At 74.4% G+C, this 18,360-nt stretch carries 9 protein-coding genes; 4 read left to right on the top strand and 5 right to left on the bottom strand.

What is annotated here, in order from left to right; genetic code table 11:
• Positions 1–513 precede the first annotated feature (513 nt).
• The 4 genes from PS467_RS39765 to PS467_RS39750 are packed head-to-tail and all read left to right on the top strand — an operon-like array spanning position 514 to position 10,490.
• A complete protein-coding gene (locus PS467_RS39765; RefSeq protein WP_311039382.1) occupies positions 514–4,728 on the top strand; it encodes a non-ribosomal peptide synthetase in 4,215 nt (1,404 codons plus the stop codon).
• Positions 4,729–4,785: 57 nt separating this feature from the next.
• Positions 4,786–5,565, top strand: coding sequence for a hypothetical protein (locus PS467_RS39760; protein ID WP_311039381.1), 780 nt, complete (start codon positions 4,786–4,788; stop codon positions 5,563–5,565).
• Between the two features lie 27 nt (positions 5,566–5,592).
• Complete coding sequence (locus PS467_RS39755) at positions 5,593–7,386, top strand: non-ribosomal peptide synthetase (protein ID WP_311039380.1); 1,794 nt, start codon at positions 5,593–5,595, stop codon at positions 7,384–7,386.
• Positions 7,383–10,490: a non-ribosomal peptide synthetase gene (locus PS467_RS39750; protein WP_311039379.1), complete on the top strand. Its 3,108-nt coding sequence runs from the start codon at positions 7,383–7,385 to the stop codon at positions 10,488–10,490. The genes PS467_RS39755 and PS467_RS39750 overlap by 4 nt, the downstream gene beginning before the upstream one ends.
• Positions 10,491–10,574: 84 nt before the next feature.
• Here the strand turns inward: PS467_RS39750 and PS467_RS39745 are convergent, their stop codons facing one another.
• The 5 genes from PS467_RS39745 to PS467_RS39725 form a co-directional block, all read right to left on the bottom strand.
• Entirely contained in the window at positions 10,575–10,814 is a 240-nt protein-coding gene (locus PS467_RS39745; RefSeq protein ID WP_311039378.1) for an acyl carrier protein, read from the bottom strand.
• A gap of 69 nt (positions 10,815–10,883) precedes the next feature.
• The gene (locus PS467_RS39740) at positions 10,884–12,266 is read right to left on the bottom strand and encodes a preATP grasp domain-containing protein (protein WP_311039377.1); all 1,383 of its coding nucleotides are present in this window, start codon (positions 12,264–12,266) and stop codon (positions 10,884–10,886) included.
• Positions 12,266–14,755, bottom strand: a complete 2,490-nt coding sequence (locus PS467_RS39735) for an amino acid adenylation domain-containing protein (RefSeq protein ID WP_311039376.1) — start codon at positions 14,753–14,755, stop codon at positions 12,266–12,268. The genes PS467_RS39740 and PS467_RS39735 overlap by 1 nt, the downstream gene beginning before the upstream one ends.
• A gap of 86 nt (positions 14,756–14,841) precedes the next feature.
• A complete protein-coding gene (locus PS467_RS39730) occupies positions 14,842–16,656 on the bottom strand; it encodes an ABC transporter ATP-binding protein (protein WP_311039375.1) in 1,815 nt (604 codons plus the stop codon).
• Positions 16,653–18,353 carry an ABC transporter transmembrane domain-containing protein gene (locus tag PS467_RS39725; protein WP_311039374.1) on the bottom strand — a complete coding sequence of 567 codons (1,701 nt, stop codon included), beginning with the start codon at positions 18,351–18,353 and terminating at the stop codon, positions 16,653–16,655. Before PS467_RS39725 ends, PS467_RS39730 begins: the two co-directional genes overlap by 4 nt.
• Positions 18,354–18,360 lie beyond the last annotated feature (7 nt).

The raw sequence follows: 18,360 nt of genomic DNA, 5'->3' as shown, positions 1-18,360 counted from the left end.
ACCGTCGTTTCTGCGGCTTTTATCATGTGTTCCCGCGGTGTTACATGTGATCGGCTAACACACGCCACACCACGCATCAAGCAGTTCCGTGGCGGCATGAGAGATCTCATAAGTGCCGTTTATGGCAAGGGAGTTCGTTGTATATATGAAGGAGGTGTGCGACACAGCACCGCCGTCGACCGCGATCGGCCGATTGTTCGTACGTCTTCCATCAGCGAGGTCGGGAGGAACATGCGAGTCGGGCCTTTCCCCCGTGTCCACCGCTTTTCCACCGAGGCAGTCCGCTGTCCGGACCACGGAAGCTGTTGACGGACCGGACGCCCGCCCGCTCCCCCGAGGTCGTATCGCGCTCCGTGAGCGCGCCCGCCGCACGCGTTCCTAGAGGCGTCGGCGACGTGTAGGTCACGCTTCCCCCGCTGACTCGTGTTCTCACCGCGCGCGCCTGTGTTTCGCCTGCCCGCCTTCAGGCCGGTTCGCCATGCCGCCTGCCCAGCCTTCCCATGGAGCCGCCCCATGAGTTCCACCACGCCCTCCGCCACCGGGCCGCGCAACGGGGCGGGGTTACCCGCCCCGCCCGGGTCCCGCCTCCCTGGGGAGCAGCAGGTGGCGGCGCTCATGGCGGAGCTGCTGGGCGTCCCGTCGGTCGGGCCGGACGACGACTTCTTCGCCCTCGGTGGCCATTCCCTGCTCGCCACCCGGCTGGTCACCAGGATCAGGGCCCGCCTGGGCACCGAACTCCCGATGCGCGCGGTCTTCGAGCGCCCCACTGCACGCACGCTCAGTGCTCTCCTTCCCGAACAGCGGCCCGCGGTGCCCCCGATCGTCCCGGTCGAGCGCACCGGTGAGCTCCCGCTCTCCCACGCCCAGGAACGCATGTGGCTCCTCGACCAGCTGGAGTCGGACAACCCGTCGTACAACGTGCCGATCGCCCTGCGGCTGCGCGGGCCGCTGGACCCGGGCCGGCTCCGCTCCGCGCTGACCGCGGTGGGGGAACGGCATGAAGTGCTGCGCACCCGGTTCGAGGAACGGGACGGGCAGCCGGTGGCGCGGGCCGCCGAGAAGCCCCGCATCCGGTTCGACCAGGTGCGGCCCGGCCCCGGGGAGGCCCCGGAGCGGGCGGCCCTGGAACGGGCCGCGGCCGACGCCAGGGAACCCTTCGATCTGCGGGACGGCCCGCTCGTCCGGGCGACCCTCACCCGGCTGTCCGAGGACGAGCACCTGCTGGCGATCTGCACGCACCACATCGTCTTCGACGGCTGGTCCGTCAGCGTGCTGATCCGCGACCTCCACGCCGCCTACACCGGCGAGCCCCAGAAGCCACTGCCCATCCAGTACGCGGACTACGCCGCCTGGCAGACGGCCTGGCTGAAGGACGGCGCGCTGGACGACCAGCTCGCCCACTGGACCTCGGCCCTGGCCGACCTGCCCTCGGCGCTCGACCTGCCCACCGACCGGCCGCGCCCGGCCACCGCGAGCGGCAGCGGCGCCCAGTTGCACGGGCGGATCGACCCGGAGACCGCACAGCGGCTGCGCACCCTCGCCCGCGCCGAGGGGACCACGCTCTTCAGTGCCCTGTACGCCGCCTTCGGAGCGGTTCTGATGCGCCGCTCCGGTCAGGATTCCGCCGTGATCGGGGTGCCCGTGGCCAACCGCGGCCGCGCGGAGGCCGAGGACCTGATCGGGTTCTTCGTCAACACGCTGCCGTTACCGGTGCGGCTGCCGGACGACGGCACCTACCGCGGGCTGCTCACCCAGGTGTCGCGCACCGCCCTCGCCGCCTTCGACCATCAAGATGTGCCCTTCGAGCGGCTGGTGGAGGTGCTCGCACCGGAACGCGACCTGTCCCGGAACCCGCTCTTCCAGGCCATGTTCACCCTCCAGAACACCCCTCCGCCCCCCACCCGGCTGGGGGACCTCACCGTGGAACTCCTCACGCTGGAGTCCGGCAGCGCCAAATTCGATCTCACGCTGACCGTGGCGGAGGGTGACGGCCTGGAGGTGGTCCTGGAGTACGCCACCGATCTCTTCGACCCGGAGACCGCGCGGGCCGTCCTCGACGAGTACCTCCACCTGTGCGAGGGCGCCGCACACCGGCCCGGGGCCCGGCTGTCCACCCTGCTGCGCGTCCCGGCAGCGGATCGCGAGAAGCTGCTCGTCACCTGGAACGCCACCGACCGCGAGAACACCACCGCCGATGTCGTGACGCGGCTGCGCCACTTCGCCGAGGTCACTCCGGACGCCGTCGCCCTGACGGACCGGACGACGTCCCTGACCTACCGCCGGTTGTGGCAGCGCGCCGACGCACTGCGCCGGGATCTCGTGGGACGCGGGGTGGGGCCCGGCGACCTGGTGCTCGTCCTCGGCGATCGCGGTGCGGCCGTGACGACGGCCGTGCTCGGCATCCTCGCGACGGGCGCGGCGTTCGTTCCGGTGGATGTGGCGATGCCGTTGCCGCGGGCCGCCGGGATCGCCTCCCGCAGCGGCGCCCGCTTCCTCGTGGCCGAACCCGCCGCGACCGCACGGGCGCACCGGCTCGTCGAGGCGGCGGAACGGCCACTGACCGTCGTCAGCCCCTACCCGGCCCACGCACCGGCCGGGGACCCGCCTCCGACGGCGTTCGACGGCGACAGCCCCGCCTACGTCATCCACACCTCCGGCTCCACCGGGGTGCCCAAGGGCGCCGTCGTCCACCGGCTCGGGATGCACAACCATCTCCTCGCCGAGATCGAGGAGTTGGACCTGACGGCGGCCGACACCGTCGTCCAGAACGCGGGGCTGGCCTTCGACGTGTCCGTCTGGCAGACCCTCGTGGCCTTCGTGGTGGGTGGCCGCAGCCTGGTGGTGGCGGACGCGATCGCCTCCGATCCGGTGGAGTTGTTCGAGACCGCCGCCCGGGAGGGGGCGACCTTCCTGGAGGTCGTGCCGTCGCTGCTGCGGGCCGCGCTCGACGCCTGGGACGTCCTCGGTTCCGCGCCGGATCCGAACCGGCTGCGCCGGCTCATGGTGACCGGGGAGGCGCTGCCACCGGATCTGTGCAGGCGCTGGTTCGCCCGCTTCCCCGGGGTGCCGCTGGTCAACGCCTACGGTCCGGCCGAATGTTCCGACGACGTCGCTCAGGCCGTCCTGGCCCAGGACACCCCGCTCGCCGGGGCCCGGGTGCCGATCGGACGGCCGCTGCGCAACACCCGGCTCTACGTCCTCGACGAGGAGTGCGAACCGGTCCCGGTGGGTGTGCCGGGCGAGCTGTACGTCGGGGGGATGGGGGTGGGACTGGGCTACCTCGGCGATCCCCGGCGTACCGCCGCCGCGTTCCCGCCCGACCCGTTCCATGACGTGCCGGGTGCCCGGATGTACCGCACCGGCGATGTCGTGCGGTATCTGCGGGACGGGCAGTTGGAGTTCCTCGGCCGCCGTGACCACCAGGTCAAGATCCGTGGGCAGCGGATCGAGCCGGGCGAGGTCGAGGCGGCCGTACGCACCCTGAGCGGGGTGCGGGACGCGGTGGTGGTCGCGGACCGCTCCGGGCCGGGCGGGGCCCGGCTGGTGGCGTACGTGGCGGGTGAGGTCGACCCGCACGCCGTGCGGTCGGCGCTGGCCGGGCGGCTGCCGTCCGCCATGGTGCCCGCCGCCGTCGTCCCGCTCGACGCCTTGCCGCTGTCGGCCAACGGCAAGGTGGACCGCGCCGCGCTGCCGCCCGCGCCGGTGCCGGAGGGTGACAGTTACGTCCCGCCGCGGGATGCCGAGGAGACGCGGCTGTGCGCCTTGTTCGCGGAGCTGCTGGACCTTCCTCGGGTGGGCCGGTACGACGACTTCTTCGCCCTGGGCGGCCATTCGCTGCTCGCCACCCGGCTGGTCGCCCGGGTGCGCGCCGCGTTCGGCGTCGCGCTGCCGCTGCGCGTCCTGTTCGAGCGGCCCACTCCCGAAGGGCTCCGCGCCGCGCTCACCGGCACGGGGTCCGCACCCGCGCACGCGCCGGTGCGGACCCCGGTCCAGCGGTGGTTCGGTACGGCGGAACCGTCGGGCGGGCGGGGGCCGCTGCTGTTCTGCCTGCCGCACGCCGGCGGGGGCGCCTCCGCCTACCGTGACTGGCGGGCGCTCGCCCCGGCGGACGTCGAGGTGGTCCCGGTCCACCTTCCGGGCCGGGAGGCCCGTCTCAGGGAACCGGCCCGCCACGACGCGCGGGAACTCGCGGAGGAACTGGCCGACGTCCTGCCCGCGTTCGCCGACCGGCCCTTCGGGCTCTTCGGGCACAGCATGGGAGCCCTGCTCGCGTTCGAGCTGAGCCACGCGCTCACCGCTCGCGGACACCGGCCGCAGGCCCTGTTCGTCTCCGGCCTCGACGCCCCGCACCGTCGCGCCCTGCCCGCACGGCCCGCCCACACCCTGGATGACGAGGCCCTGCGCAGCGCCCTGCGCGGCCTCGACGGCACACCGCCGGACGTGCTCGACTCCCCCGAGCTGCTCCAGACACTGCTGCCGGTGCTGCGGGCGGACGCGGCGGTGACCGAGACCTACACCTGTCCGCCGCGGCCCCCGCTCACCGTGCCGGTCACGGTGTGCACCGGTCGCGACGACCCGACCCTCGACCCGGAGCGGACGGCCGCCTGGGCCGAACTCAGCTCCGCGCCCGTGACCTTCGAGACGTTCCCCGGCGGCCACTTCTACCTGCGCGCCCAGGCCGGCGCGCTCCTGCGCCTGTTGTCCGCCCGGCTGCGGGCGACCGGCTGACCCCCGTGCCCCCGCGCGGCGCGCCCGGCCGCCGCGCCGACGGAAGGTTCCCCTCCGATGGCAGACCGCCAGCTCATCGCGATCGACTATCCCGGCAGGCGCGACTCCGGACGCCTTCTCGACCTGCGCCTCGAGGAGCACGGCTTCGATGTGCGGTACCCGATCCAGCTCCGCAGCCCGGACGAGCCGGACGCCGGTCCCCACACCGCGGCGCTCATCAAGGCGTCCGGCGCCGAACCGGACCGGCTGGCCGGGATCCTCGGCTACTGCATGGCGGGGCACCTCGCGCAGGAGGTGGCGGGACGGCTCGCCGCGGACCACGGGGTGGTCCTCCCGGTGGTCCTCGTCGACAGCACGCCCTGCACCGCCGCGTCCGTGGCGGAGGAGTGCCGGGCGGTGTTCGAGGTCTTCGGCGCCGGCGCGGGCGGGCCCCTGCCGGGGCCTGGCACACTGGAGGCGCTTCTCGACCCCGGCACCCTGCGCGACCGGCCGTCGTACGTCATCGCCACGCTCCGCGACGCGATGCTGCGCCGGGTCATGGAGACCCTCGCCGAGGACGGAGCGGAGGAGCGGGAACTTAAAGAGGCCGCCGCACCCGTGGTGGACCACTACGTCGCCTGGCTCACCCATCTCGTCGCCGCGCACAACTGCACCGCCCCCGCGTGGGGCGGCGAGGTGCTGCACCTGGTCTCCCGCGACCACCCGTTCCGCGCGGACTGGCCGGGCAGTGCGGCCACCCGCACGGAGGCCGTCGACGCCGACCGCGCCGGACTGCCGGGCACCGCGCGGGCCCGGGAGACCGTTCTCGCCTTCCTGCGCGACACCACCGGACGCTGACACACCCGCCCCCACCGGGAGACCACGATGCCGAGCACGCCCCGCCCCGCCCTGGACCCGACCACCCTGACCGGGCTCTTCGCCCGCAGCGTCAGCCGCTTCCCGCACCTGACCGCCGTGACCGACGACCACGCCTCGTTCACCTACGCCGAGTTGGACGCCCGCTCCGATGACATCGCCTCCGCGCTGCGGGCCCGCGGGGTGCGGCCCGAGGACCGGGTCGGGCTCCATCTCGACCGCGGTGTCGAGGTTTTCGCCGCGATCCTCGGGATCCTCAAAGCGGGCGCCGCCTATGTGGCCGTCGACACCCGCTACCCGGACGCCCGCCGCGATCTGATGCTGACGCACAGCGGCGTGCGGATCGTCCTCACCCGGCCGGGTCCGGGCGCGGCACTCGGTGGCCTCCCCCTGGACACCCTGGAGCTGCCGGTGCCACCGGCGGACGGCTCCGGACCCGGCCCCGGCGACCTGGCCCGTCCGGACGGCGCGGCCAGTGTGCTGTTCACCTCGGGATCCTCCGGCACGCCCAAGGCGGTCGTCCTGGAACACCGCAACATCGTCTCCTTCGCCGTGAATCCGGCCCTTCCGCCGCTGCGGCCCGAGGACCGCACCGGGCAGATCTCCAGCCTGTCGTTCGACGCCTTCCACTTCGAGACGTGGGCGACGCTGGCGCGCGGCGGGCAGGTCGTCGTCCTGCCGCCGGTGCCCGATCTGCTGGCGGCGGGCTTCCGGGCCGCGCTGGAGCGGCGCGGCATCACCGCCATGCTGGTGCCCACCATGGTCGTCAACCAGGTGGTGCGGGAGGACCGGGACGCCTTCGCGCCGCTGCGCCTCCTCCACGTCGGGGGGGATGTCCTACGGCCCGCCGCCTGTGCGCGGTTGCTGTCGGGCGCGTTCCGCGGGGAGCTGTTCAACCTGTACGGGCCGGCCGAGACCACCACCGCCTGCACCGCGCACCGCGTCACCCTCGACGACACCCGCGCGGACAGCATTCCCATCGGGCGTCCCCTGGACGGGGTGACGGTGCATCTGCTCGGCCCGGACCGGCGGCCGGTCCCGCCGGGTGCGGCGGGCGAGATCCACATCGGCGGGCCCGGTGTGGGCCGCGGCTATCTGTCCGTCCCCGGCCGTCCGGACCGCACCGACCGCGCGTTCGTGCCGAGCCCGCTCCCGGACGGCCCCCGACGCCTCTACCGGACCGGCGATCTGGCCCGCCGCCGAGCGGACGGGGTACTGGAGTTCCTGGGCCGGGCCGACGATCAGGTCAAGATCCGCGGCTACCGCGTGGAGCCCGCCGAGGTGGCCCGCTCGCTGCGGCACCACCCGCTCGTGCACGACGCGGTCGTCCTCGCCTCCGGTGAGGGCGAGGACCGCCATCTGGTGGCCTTCGCCGTGCTCGACGAACCCGTTCCGGTGAGCGCTCTCCTCGGCTTCGCCCGGGAGCGGCTGCCGCACTACCTGGTCCCCAGCCGTATCGTGGTGCTGCCGGAGATCCCGGCCACCCACCACGGCAAGCGCGACACGGCTGCCCTGCGCGCCCTGCTGACCCGGGAAGCGGGCCAGCAGGACGCCGCCCCGGCGACAGACACCGAGCGCTATCTGGTCGGGCTGTGGCGGTCCCTGCTCGGCGTGGAGGAGGTCGGTGTCCGGGACGACTTCTTCGCCCTCGGCGGCCACTCGCTGCTCGCCTTCCGCATGCAGCGCCGCATCGAGCGGGAGCGGGGAGTCACCCTGGAATACCGTTCGCTGGTCCGCACGTCCGTCCTCGCCGACCTGGCCGCGCTGGTGGACGCGACCGCGACCGAAGGCGCGGCACGGTGACCGCGCCTGCCCGCGCTCTCGCGGCCGAGAACTCCCCCTACGTCCACGGCGAGCGCATCGAACGGGTCGTGGCCCGGCACGCCGAGCGCGACCCCGGGGCCCTCGCGGTACGGCAGGGTGCGGAGACGCTGCGGTACGGCGAGCTGACCGGGCTGGCCGGCTCGGTCGCCGCCGGGCTCCGGGCCCGTGGCGTCGGTCCGGGCGGGTACGTGCCCGTGCTGATGGCCCGTTCGCCCGAGTTCGTGGCCGTGCTGCTCGGCGTGCTGACCGCGGGCGCCGCCTACATCGCGATGGACCCGGCCTGGCCGCATGAGCGCACGGCGGACGCGGTACGGCGCTGCGGAGCGCCCCTCGTCGTCGGGGACCGGCCGGGCACGGAGGTGGGCGGATCCCCGGTGGTCGCCTGGACCGACCTGGTGTCCGGGGCCGACGGACCGCCACCGCCGCCCTACAGCGACGGCACACAGGCGGCGTGTGTGTTCTACACCTCCGGCTCGACGGGCCGTCCCAAGGGCGTCCTGTCCCCGCACCGGGGCACCGTGCGCACGCTGGTGGGCTGCCCGGAGATCCCGCTCGACTCGGACACGGTGTTCCTCCAGGCCGCGCCGCAGCCCTGGGACGCCTTCTCGCTCGAACTGTGGGGGCCGCTGCTGAACGGCGGCAGCGCGGTCCTGCTGGACCGGGGCGCGCCCGCCCTGGACGCCGACGGGCTGCGGCGGGCCCTCGGCCACGGCGTCAACACCTTGTGGCTGACCAGTTCGTTGTTCAACGTCCTCGTGGAGGAGGTCCCCGAGCTCGTCGGGCCGGCACGGCTGGTGCTGGTGGGCGGCGAGCGGGTCTCCGTGCGGCACGCGCGCCAGTTGCTCGATCGCTTTCCCCGGCTGCGGCTGGTCAACGGCTACGGCCCCGTGGAGAGCACGATCTTCGCCACCTGTCATCCGGTCCGGTCGTCCGACGTCGCCCCGGACAGCACCGAGATCCCCATCGGCCGCCCCGTGCCCCGCACCGGCGTGGTCCTGCTCGGCCCCGAGGGCGAGGTCCGTACGGGCCCGGGGGACGGTGAGATCGCCCTCAGTGGTGACGGACTGTCCCTCGGCTACCTGGGCGACGCCGAGGAGACCGCGCGGCGCTTCGTGACCCTGGACGGTGTGCGGCACTACCGCACCGGCGACCTCGCCACCCGGGACGCGGACGGGCTGCTGCGCTACCGGGGCCGTGCCGACCAGCAGTTCAAGGTCCGGGGGGTCCGCGTCGAGCCCGGCGAGGTGGAGGCCGTGCTGGAGCGCCACCCGGACGTGGCGTCCTGCTGCGCGGTCCTGGCCGAGACGGCTCCGGACCGCCCCGGACTGGCCGTCCTCTACACGACGGTGTCCGGTGCGCCGGTGCCGGACGAGGAGTTGCGGAGCATCGCGGCGCGCACGCTGCTGGACGCGATGGTCCCGGCCGTGCTGACCCACACCGCCCAGCTGCCGCTGGGCGCCACCGGCAAGGCGGACCGGGCCGCCGCGGCCCGCCTGATCACCGACACGCTCACGGCCGCCCGTCCGGCGCCCGCCCGTCCGGGTCCAGAGGTCCCGGGGCTGCTGACGGCGGCGGCTCAGCTGCTCGGCGCTCCCGCGCTGGGGGAGGACGACGACGTCATCGCGGCCGGGGCGACCTCCCTCGACGTGGTCCGCCTCGCCGCCCGCAGCAGCCGTCTGCTCCGCGCGCGGATCACCGTCGCGGACGTCTACCGGCTGCGCTCGGTGGCCGCGCTGCGCGGGCACGGCGCGACCGCCCCGCCCGCCGACGCCGGCGTTCCCCTGGAGCCGGAGCCGGAGCCGGTCTCCGCCCCGGGCCCGCTGCCGCTGACCCGCGCACAGCAGCGGTTCTGGATGGCGGAGGGGGCCGCGCCGGGGGCCGCGGACAACGCGCTCGTACTCGCCTACGTCCTCGACGGCCCCCTGGACACCGAAGCCCTGCACCGCGCGCTGCACGACGTCGTCGTCCGTCACCCGGTGTTGCGCACGGTCCACCCCTGGCGGGACGAGCTGCCCGAGCAGCGCGTCCGGCCGGCCGCCCTCGTCCGGGTCCCGCTGGAGCGGGTGCCGCGCCCGGTCGGCGCGGAGGCCGCACAGGCCGCGCGGGCGGTGACCGAGGACTGGTGGCGGCTGCCGTTCCGGCTGGAGGAGGACCTGCCGATCCGGGCCCGGCTGTGTGAGCTGGGACCGGCACGGCACCTGTTGTGCCTGCACCTCCATCACATCGCCTTCGACGGCTGGTCCGAGTCGGTGCTGCTGCGCGATCTCGGCCTGTTCTACTCCTGGCACACCGGGTCCGCCCCGGAGGACGGACCGCCCCCGGCCCCCGGCTATCCCGACTACGCACGCTGGGAACACCGCCACCTCCCCCGCCGCATCGAGGAGGAGCTGCCGTTCTGGGAGCAGGAGTTGGCCCAGTTGCCGACGTCCGTGCTGCCCGCGCCCACCGGCGAGGGCGAGGCGCCCGCCGCCGAGTCGGCCGGGTATGTGCCCCGGGACACGGTGGAGCGCCTCACCCGGGCGTCCGCGCTGCGCGGCGGCCCCGCGGTGGCGGGGCTGGTCGCGGCGGTCGGCCGGGGCCTCGCCCGGACCTTCGACGCCGCCGATGTCACGGTGGGCACGGTGACGGACGGCCGGTTCGCGCCCGAACTGGAGCCGGTCGTGGGGTACTTCGTCAATCCGCTGGTGGTCCCGGTGCGCGGTGCGCGCGACGCGCCGGACGCCACGCTGCTCGACCAGGTCGCGCGGACCGTGGTGACGGGGCTGGCGCACGGGCGTGTCCCGTTCGACGAGCTGGTGCGGCGACTCGCGCCACCGCGGGACCGGCATCCGTTCTTCCAGGTGTGGTCCGTGGTCCAACGGCGGCCGCCGCACGGGCGGTTCGCCCCTGGGCTGACCGTGCGGTCGGTGCGGGTACCGGCGCCCGCCACGGCGCGCGAGCTGACCGTCGAGGCGGTTCCGGACGTGCACGGCGGCTGGCGGCTGAACACCCAATGGCGCGTGGACGGCCTTGACGACGCGACGGCCGCCGCCCTGGCGGGCGAGGTGCTGTGCTCGGTCGAGGAGCTGGCCGCCTTGGACTGAGGTCCGCACGGACGCCCTCGGCTCCGTCGCCCCGCTGGTCGCGGGGGCGGCGGGGCCGGGGGCCGGTCGCCGGGGCAGGCGCGGTCAGAGCGCGGTGCCGGCCAGCTTCTCTTCGACCAGCCCCGAGAGGTCGGCGAAGCGGGGGTACGTCACCACATCGACGGCGTCCACCGCCGCCCCGAACCTCTCCTGGATCTCGGCTGCCAGGTACACGGCCACGATCGAGGTGCCGCCGGCGTCGAAGAAGTCCGTGTCCTCCGTCACCTCCTCGATCTTGAGGAGTTCCCGCCACAGATCCGCCAACGTGACCTTCAGGTCCGACATCGTGCGTGCCTCACTCTCTGCTGGGGGTCGGGTACTGGCTGCGGGTAGTTCTGGTGCGGTGGCCGGTGTTCAGGCCGGCTGCCGGCTCCCGGCGGCGAACAGGGGCTCCAGTGCGCGGTCGCGGGCCCAGGCGGCGGTCAGGTCCTCGGCCACCACGCAGTACATGACACCGTTGGTGCCGTCGAACGCGTTGGTGAGCACCACGCCGGTCCGGGTGACCGGGTCGTAGCCGAGTCCGGCCTTCTCCAGCGCCTCCCGGGTGGCCGGGAAGGACGGGGTGGACCAGCCCTCCGGCCACACCCGCTCCAGGATCACCCGGTCCCGGCCGAAGCCCTCGCCCACGACGAGCGCCCCGATCCGGCCGTAGATGTGCGTGGAGCCGGTGACGCGGCCGTTGTACTCCGTGAACAGAACGTCCCGCTCGGGCGTCACGATGGTGTCCGGACCCAGGATTCCCCGGTAGCCGATGGCGTGCAGCGCCTGCGCCAGCCGCCGTCCCCCGTCGACGATGCGCTCCAGTACCTCCGGTTCCAGTCCCTGCGACGGCATGATCTGGCCCACGGCGTAGGGCGCGGACAAAAGTTCCCCGTGTCCGGTGAGCCGTACACCGTCGTCGGTGACGAGGAACTCCACGAAGAAGGCCGAGCTGTCGCGGACGTACCGCTCCACGACGGGCCGGCCGCGGCCGCCCGCCGTCAGCCACTCCCACTGCTGTCCCAGGTAGGAACGCACCTCCTCGCGGCTGGAGACGCGCACCACGCGCCGGGCGCCGATGGGCCGGAACGGCTCGCCCCTGGTGAGGATCTCGTTACCACGCCCGCCGGAGAGGAAGTCGTGCTTGACCACCACGGGGCCGCCCGTGAGGAGTTCCCACACCGACTCCTCCGCCGCCTCCGGGCTGATGCCGACGGCTCCCGGCGGCAGCGGCACTCCGGCGCCCGCCGCGATGGTGCGGAACGCGGACTTGCTGTTGACCATCACACCGCCGGCCTGGTCGATGAAGCCGTGCCCGGGGGTCGCCCCGGTGGCGCCGAGGGTGCGGGCGAGCCGTGCGACGGCGGTGTCCGGCCACAGCGCCGACACCTGGGTCACCTCCCGCTCCCCGATGGCCTCATCGAGCATCCGCGCGAACCGGGGGTCGGCGAGCCGGCCCGGGGAGAGGGTCCCCTCGCTGCCGGCGTGCGCGGGCGGGACGACGATGGTGAGGGAGTCCGGTGGGGTGCCGGTGAGGGAGGTGACGTACTCCACGAACGCCTCCTCCGGGCGGACCGGCAGGACCAGGATGTCGCCCGGTTCCGCGAACCACACCAGGCGCTGGACCCACCAGCCGGTCCAGCCCCGGTCGGTCCGTACGTCCTCGCTGAAGTCGTTGCCGATGAGGATCCGGGCGGCGCGGGGGTGTCCGGTGCCGGACGCGGGGGCCTTGGCGCGGTCGGCGGGCAGGATCAGCATCAGGTCTCCCGTTCGATCAGCTTGACCAGGGTGTCGATGGTCGGGGCGGCGAGGAACTCCAACAGGGGCACCTCCGCGTCGAGTTCGCGCCGGACATCGCCCAGCAGGGTCAGCAGCCGCACCGAGTCTCCGCCCGCCGCCATGAAGTTGCCGTGCAGGTCGGCGGAGTCGGTGCCGAGGACCCGGCACCACAGCTGGGCCACCGTGCGCTCCAGCGGGGTGGTGGGTGCGGCCGCCGCGTCGGAGGGCAGTTCCCCGGGGGCGGGCAGCCGGGCGCGGTCGACCTTGCCGGTCGGGCCGAGCGGCAGCCGGTCGAGGGCGACGATCCGCCAGGGCACCGCGTGGTCGGGCAGGGTCCGGGCGAGGTAGGCGAGCAGTTCCCCGGTGTCCGGTGGGAATCCGGTGGCGGGGGTGACGTAGCCGACCAGCCGGGGGGCCGGGGCGCGGGTGTCGACCGCCACCACGGCCTCGGCGACGGTGGGGTGGGAGCGCAGCGCGGCCTCGATCTCCCCGGGTTCGATCCGGTGTCCGCGCAGTTTGATCTGCCGGTCCTTGCGTCCGGCGAAGACCAGGGCGCCGTCGGCGCGGCGGCGGGCCAGATCACCGGTGCGGTAGTGGCGGGTGCCGTCCGCACCGGTGCCGAAGGCCGCGGCCGTGGCGTCCGGCTCGTTCCAGTAGCCGTGGGCCACCCGCTCGCCGCGCACCTCCAGTTCGCCGAGGAGTTCGGTGCCGCGGCCCTCCTCGTCGAGGAGGCGCAGGGAGATGCCCTCGACGGGGTGGCCTACGGGAAGTGCCGTCCCGCCGAGGTCGGTCGCGCCCGCCAGGTACTGGGCGATGAGCGTGCACTCGGTGGGGCCGAGCCCGTTCACCAGGGCGGCGTTGCGGCCGAAGGCGGCGAGGAAGCGGCGCAGGTCGTGCTGGCCGGCCTCCTCACCGCCGAGGACGACCGCGCGTACCGAGGCGAAGGCCGGGTCCGGTCCGCCTTCCTCCGGCAGGTCGCCCACGAGGTGCCGGAAGAGGGTGGGGGTCGTGTGCAGGACGGTCGTGGCGGCGCGCCTCAGCCGCTCGCGCAGTTCGGGGGCTGTCGCCACCGGGTCCTCGACGTGCAGGGTGGCGCCGGTGAGGAGGGCCGCGTACAGGTCCATCACGGCGGCGTCGAAGGTGTAGCGGGCCAGCAGCGGGATGTGGTCGCGCGGGCCGATGCGCAGCCGGTCCGCGTAGGCGAGGGTGTGGGCGAGCACGTTGGCGTGGCTCTGCACGACCGCTTTGGGGCGGCCGGTGGATCCGGAGGTGTGCAGCAGATAGGCGGGCGCGTCCGGGTCGCCGGGGGTCGGCGCCTCGGGCGGGGCCGGGGACGTCACGGCGATGTCGAAGGGATCGGCCGGGACGGTCCGGGCGCCGCGTGCCAGGCTCCCGGCCCGGTCGGCGAGGGCGGGGTCGCAGACGAGCGTGGTGCAGTCGGCGTCGGTGAGCAGTCGGGTGAGCCGTCCGTCCGGCTGGCGTGGGTCGAGGGGGACGTAGGCGGCGCCGGTCTTGAGCACCGCCCAGATCGCGGCGACCGCGCCCACGTCATGTCCGTACAGCAGGGCCACCCGGTCGCCGGGACCGGCCGTGCGGCGCAGACGGCGGGCCACGGTGTCGCTGACCCGGTCCAGTTCCGCGTAGGTCAGGCTGCCCTGGGGGCCGGTGACCGCGAGTCGGGCGGGGTGGGCGGCCGCGGTGCGGCGGAAGCGGTCGACGAGTCCTTCGCCGCGGCGGGCGGGCTCGGGTGGACGGTAGCCGTCGGGGACGGGCAACCGCCAGGGGGCGGGCGCCGGTTCGTCCTGGACGGGCAGTTCGCGCACCGGGGTTCCGGGGGTGGCCACGGCCGCGGTGAGCAGGGTCGCGCAGTGCCCGAGGATCCATTGGGCCGTGGCCCGGGTGAACAGGCTCGCGTTGTAGTGCAGGGTCAGGTGGGTGTGGACCGGGCCGCTGTCCAGGGTGAGCGCGACGTCCCAGGTGCCGTGCCGGAGGGAGGGCGCGGGAGCGCGGCCGGCCACCGCGCGGGGGTCCGTGGCGGGGGTGCCGCCGGGGTCGCGGGCCAGGGCTTCGGTGACGGCGGTGTGTATCCGGGCGCGTTCGTCGGCGAAGGCGGCGTCGGGCCGTAACCGGACGCGCAGCGGGACGGTGGCCGCGTCCGGTGTGTTTCCGGCCGGGGCGGCCGCGTCCGTGAAGGACGCCGGGTCCAGCCCGATGAGCAGGTCGCGCTGCTGGGTGTGGCGGTGGAGGACGGCCGTCCAGGCCGTGAGGAGGGTGACCGGGCCGGGGACGTCCGCGGCGGTGCTCCCCTCAGCCAGGCGTCGGACGGTGTCCGGGGTGAGCGTCCTGGTCACGCTGTCGGGGGTGTGCTCCCGGGCGTTGAAGCGGTGCCGGTCGGTCGCGAGCCAGGGCCCAGCCGCATCGCCGTCCGGATGCTCCCGGCCATGGCCGCCGGGATCGGTGCCGTGCATGATCTCAGCCTCACTTCCGCATGGGGGTGGTGCGTGATCCGTTGGCCTGGACGGGAGCATCCGGGGAGCGGCGCGCCGCCGCGGGCTCAGCCGCCGGGGCGTGTCGTCCGGTTTCGGGTCTCCGGCACCGGTGCGCCCTCCGCTTCCGCCCTGGGCGGATGCCGGTCCCCGTGCCAGGAGTGCCACAGGCGCGCGTAGGCACCCCCGCGTCGCACCAGGTCGTCGTGGCTGCCGTCCTCCGTGATGCGGCCGTCCTCCATGACCACGACCCGGTCCGCGTCGTGCGCCGTGTGCAGGCGGTGGGCCATCGCGACGACGGTGCGGCCCTCCAGCACCGTGGCCAGCGACCGCTCGAGGCGGCGGGCGGTGTGCGGCGTCAGGAGGGAGGTCGCCTCGTCCAGGACGACGGCCCGCGGGTCGGCGAGGACCAGCCGGGCGAGTGCGAGGTGCTGGGCCTGGCCCGGGGTGAGGGCGTGGGCGCCCGAGCCGACCTCGGCGTCCAGTCCGAGTCCGGCGGCCCACTCCCAGGCGCCGACGGCGGTCAGAGCCGTCCGCAGTGCGTCGTCGTCGGCGGCGGGGCGGGCGATGAGGAGGTTGTCGCGGAGGGTGCCCCGGAAGACGTGGTGCTCCTGGGTGACGAGGACGATGCTGCCGCGGAGTTGGTCCAGGGGGAGGTCGCGCAGGTCGGTGCCGCCGATGGACACGCTGCCCGTCCTCGGCGCGTGGACCCCGGCGAGCAGCCGGCCCAGCGTGCTCTTGCCCGCACCGGACGGACCGACGACGGCGACCCGCTCACCGGGTGCCACGGCCAGGTCGATGCCGTGCAGGACGTCCTGGCCCGCTCGGTAGGCGTGCCGTACGCCCTTGAGGACGATGTCCGTCTCGCCGGTGTCCTGCGAGGCCGGTGTGCCGCTCTCCGGCCGCCGTTCCCCCGCGGCCTCGTGCACACCGAGGATGCGCGCGAACGACGCTCCGCCCACCTGGAGTTCGTCCATCCAGAACAGCAGCCGGTCCACCGGCCCGATGATCTGCTGCGCATACAGACTGACCGCGGTCACGGCCGCGAGGTCCACACGGCCGTCGAGGTGGAGCAGCCCGCCGATCAGCAGGGTCGCCACCAGGGGCAGCATGTACGCGGTGTCCGCGATGGGCAGGTAGACGCTGCGCAGGTACAGGGTGCGGCGTTCCGCCGCGTAGGACTCGGCGATGTCCTCCGCGACCCTGCGCAGCCGGTGCGGACCCAGTCGCAGCGCGTCGACGGTGCGGGCGCCGTCGACGGTCTCGCCGAGTCCGCCGGTGAGCCGCGCGTAGGAGGCGCCGGCCCGCAGATACCCGGCGCGGGCCCGGCGCAGGTACCAGCGGGTGGAGATCCACAGCACCGGGACGGCCACCAGGCAGGGCAGGACGAGGACGGGGGAGGTCAGGACGACGGCGCCGAGGGTGAGCAGGACCGTGGAGAAGGCCACCAGCGTGTCGGGGACGGCGAGGCGGACGGTGGTCGCCAGCACGTCGACGTCCCGGGTGGTGCGGGTGACCAGTTCGCCGGTCCCCTCCTTCTCCACGGTGTGCGGGGGCAGTTCGAGCACCCGGTCGATGAACTCCTCGCGCAGGTCGGCGAGAACCTTCTCGGCCAGCCGCAGCGAGGCGGGGATCGCCAGCCAGGTGAAGAACGACTGCGCGACGACGGCCCCGCAGATCAGCAGCACGGCCGGGGTGATGGAGTCCGGGTCGTTCCCGGCGTTCTGGACCAGTCGCCCCAGGAGCTGGGGCGCCACCAGGCCGGCGATGGCGGCCAGGGCGTGCAGGGCGAGCGAACCGGTCAGCTCGCGCGGGTGCCTGGCCATCAGCCGACGGGCGCGGGCGCGCACTTCGGCCGAGGAGGCGACGGGCAGCGCGGTCATGCCACGGCCACCTCTCGGGTGACGACGGCACGGTAGCGGGCGTCCGCGAGCAGCTCGTCGTGGCTGCCCCGGGCCGTCACCCGGCCGTCCTCCACGTAGAGGACGAGTTCGGCCCGGTCGAGGAGCAGCGGGCTGGTGGTGAACAGGAGGGTGGTCCTTCCCTCGCGATACATGCCCAGGCGGTCGGCGATACGGCCCTCCGTGTGGGCGTCGAGCGCGCTGGTCGGATCGACGAGGATCAGTACCTCCGGGTCCCTGATCAATGCCCGTGCCAGGTGCAGGCGTTGCTGCTCGCCGCCGGAGAACTCGCGGCCCCCCGAGCCCTCGTGGTCCAGGCCGTCGGGCAGCGCGTCGACGATGTCGCGGGCGGAGGCGGTGTCGAGAACGCGCTCCAGCCGGCCGGCGTCGTCCGTGAGGCGTCCGTCGGGGTCGAGTTCCCGGCCCAGGCGGCCGGAGAAGAGCCGGAACGCGTGGTCCACGACGAGGATGCGGCCGCGCACCTCGTCGGGCGGCGCGGCGGCCAGCGGGACTCCGCCGTAGGTGACGGGGGCGGGCAGATAGCCGCCGAGGCGGTCGGCGAGGCGATGGGCGTCCCCGCTCTCAGCGCACACCACGGCGACGAACCGGCCGTCGGGGACGGTCAGCCCGGCGTCGGGGTCGTGCAGGTCCCCCTCGGTGGCCAGGGCCCGGCCCCCGGAGGGTGTGGTGCGTTCCAGGGCGAGGAACTCCACGACCCGACGGGCGCTGACGAGGGCCCGGGTGAGCTGGTCGACGGTGGTGGTGGCGCGGCGCAGTTGCTCGGCGAGGAAGACGGCGTAGCCGTAGAAGGCGACCAGGTCGCCGGGGCCGAGCCGGCCGGTGCCGACGTAGTGGGCGCCGAGCCAGACGATGGCCGTGATCAGCAGTCCGGGCAGCAGGATTTGGCCGAGTGCGGCGAGCGCCTCGACCGAGGCGACCCGGACGGCCTCCTGCCGTACCCGCTGGGAACGTTCGCGGTACCGGGCGGCGAAGACGTCCTCGCCGCCGATGCCCCGCAGCACCCTGAGCCCCTCGACGATGTCCACGGACAGGTCGGTGAGGGCGCCCTGCTGGTCACGCAGGTCGTGCTGGCGGTCGTGGAGCAGGCGCATCAGACGGGTGACGGCCCAGGCGATGAGCGGCACGCCCACCAGGGCGACCAGACCGAGCTGCCAGGAGGCGGTGAGCATGAGGACGGCGACGGCGACGATGGAGACGACGGCGCCTCCGCCGCGGGCGGTGCTCTCCAGCGCCGCCCCGATCTGGGCGATGTCGGTGGCGCCGACGCTCACCACGGATCCCGACGAGACCCGGCGGGGCAGCTCCGCGCCGAGGTCGACCGCCTTGGCGGTGACGAGCTGCATCGTGCGGTAGGCGCCGCCCAGACGGTTGGTCAGGGAGCAGCGGTCCCGCAGGGTGCCGCTGATCGCCTGGACGATGCCGAGGCCGAGGACGGCGGCGCTCCACAGCACGAGCGCCCGCCGGTCCTGGTCGACCAGTCCCTGGTCGATGGCGACGCCCACCGTGGCGGGCACCAGTGCCTGGGCGAGGGTGCACACCACGCCGTAGAGGGTGGCCAGCAGGGCCGGGGCGCGGTGCCGGCCGGCCAGCCACAGTACGTAGGCGCGGGCGGAGCCCACCGAGGGGCGGCCCGGGTCGGGTTCGGGAAAATGACGCATGACGTCC

Origin of the sequence: Streptomyces luomodiensis (assembly GCF_031679605.1) — a bacterium.
Taxonomy (GTDB): domain Bacteria; phylum Actinomycetota; class Actinomycetes; order Streptomycetales; family Streptomycetaceae; genus Streptomyces; species Streptomyces luomodiensis.
The sequence above is the reverse complement of the archived record's forward strand: the minus strand, read 5'-3'. Positions and strand labels throughout refer to the sequence as shown.

What these genes read in the sequence shown, in the direction of transcription:
- PS467_RS39765 (WP_311039382.1), top strand. Translation starts at nt 514, where the DNA reads ATGAGTTCCACCACGCCCTCCGCCACCGGGCCGCGCAACGGGGCGGGG.
- PS467_RS39760 (WP_311039381.1), top strand. Translation starts at nt 4,786, where the DNA reads ATGGCAGACCGCCAGCTCATCGCGATCGACTATCCCGGCAGGCGCGAC.
- PS467_RS39755 (WP_311039380.1), top strand. Translation starts at nt 5,593, where the DNA reads ATGCCGAGCACGCCCCGCCCCGCCCTGGACCCGACCACCCTGACCGGG.
- PS467_RS39745 (WP_311039378.1), bottom strand. Translation starts at nt 10,814, where the DNA reads ATGTCGGACCTGAAGGTCACGTTGGCGGATCTGTGGCGGGAACTCCTC.
- PS467_RS39740 (WP_311039377.1), bottom strand. Translation starts at nt 12,266, where the DNA reads ATGCTGATCCTGCCCGCCGACCGCGCCAAGGCCCCCGCGTCCGGCACC.
- PS467_RS39735 (WP_311039376.1), bottom strand. Translation starts at nt 14,755, where the DNA reads ATGCACGGCACCGATCCCGGCGGCCATGGCCGGGAGCATCCGGACGGC.
- PS467_RS39730 (WP_311039375.1), bottom strand. Translation starts at nt 16,656, where the DNA reads ATGACCGCGCTGCCCGTCGCCTCCTCGGCCGAAGTGCGCGCCCGCGCC.
- PS467_RS39725 (WP_311039374.1), bottom strand. Translation starts at nt 18,353, where the DNA reads ATGCGTCATTTTCCCGAACCCGACCCGGGCCGCCCCTCGGTGGGCTCC.